The organism is Streptomyces ossamyceticus (assembly GCF_001418475.1).
GTDB lineage: Bacteria > Actinomycetota > Actinomycetes > Streptomycetales > Streptomycetaceae > Streptomyces > Streptomyces ossamyceticus.
Map to the genome: position 1 here is coordinate 226 of NZ_LIQX01000521.1, position 1,115 is coordinate 1,340.

Annotated in this window: 1 protein-coding gene; it reads left to right on the forward strand. The window is 74.6% G+C overall.

The genetic code is table 11. The features are described 5' to 3' along the window. On the forward strand, positions 1-1,115 hold a 1,115-nt coding region (locus tag AOK15_RS31735), incomplete at both ends, for a CDP-glycerol glycerophosphotransferase family protein (RefSeq protein WP_240508692.1).

Genomic DNA, 1,115 nt, shown 5'->3' on the forward strand with positions numbered 1-1,115 from the left:
GGCGACGGCCCGCGCGGGCCGGGGCGCGGCCCGGCTGGCGCATGGTCTGGGCCGGCTGGTCCGGGGCGGCGGGCTCCGCCTGCACTACCGCGTCCAGCGGCTGCTGCCGCTGCGGGCCGACCGGGCGGTGTTCGCCGCGTACGACGGCCGCGGCTATGTGTGCAACCCGGCGGCGCTGGAGAACGCGTTCCGCACGTCCGTGCCGGGCATGCGCACCTCGTGGGTGGCCCGGCCGGAGCACCACCACACCCTGCCGGTGGCGACCCGGCGGGTACGGCCCGGCTCGATGGCGTACTGGACGGCGCTGGCCCGCTCCACGTACCTCGTCAGCAACGTCGACTTCGACCGGCGGCTCATCAAGCGGGACGGGCAGGTGCTGGTGCAGACCCGGCACGGCACCCCGCTCAAGCACATGGGGCTCGACCTCCAGGACCGTCCGGCGGCCGCGCGCGGCACGGACTTCGAGGCGGCGCTGCGGGGCAGCGACCAGTGGGACTACGTCCTGTCCGGCAACCGCCACTCCACGCTCGTCTGGGAGCGGGTCCACCCGTCCCCGTACACGACCCTCGAGTACGGCGCGCCGCGCAACGACGTACTGCTGCGGGCCACCTCCGCGGATGTGGCGCGGATCCGCGAACACCTCGGGATCCCGGAGGGCGCGGTCGCCCTGCTGTACGCGCCCACGCACCGCGACTACCGCCACTCGCAGCGCGCCCACCTGGACCTGGAGCGGGTGCTGCGCAAGCTCGGGCCGCGGTTCGTGGTCCTCGCCCGCGCGCACCACGCGTACGACGCGCCGCTGACGGACCTCGCCCACGGGCGGCTGCTGGACGTCACCGGGTATCCGAGCGTCGAGGGCCTGTGCCTGGCGTCCGACGCGCTCGTCACGGACTACTCGTCCCTGATGTTCGACTACGCCAACCTCGACCGGCCGATCGTGATCCACACGGAGGACTGGGAGGCGTACGAGGCGGCGCGGGGGACGTACTTCGACCTGCGGTCGTCCCCGCCGGGCGCGGTGGCGCGCAGCGAGGACGAGCTGATCGACATCTTCGCGACGGGGCACTGGCGGGGCTCGCGGTCGGCGCAGCTGCGGGCGGCGTTCCGGGAGCGGT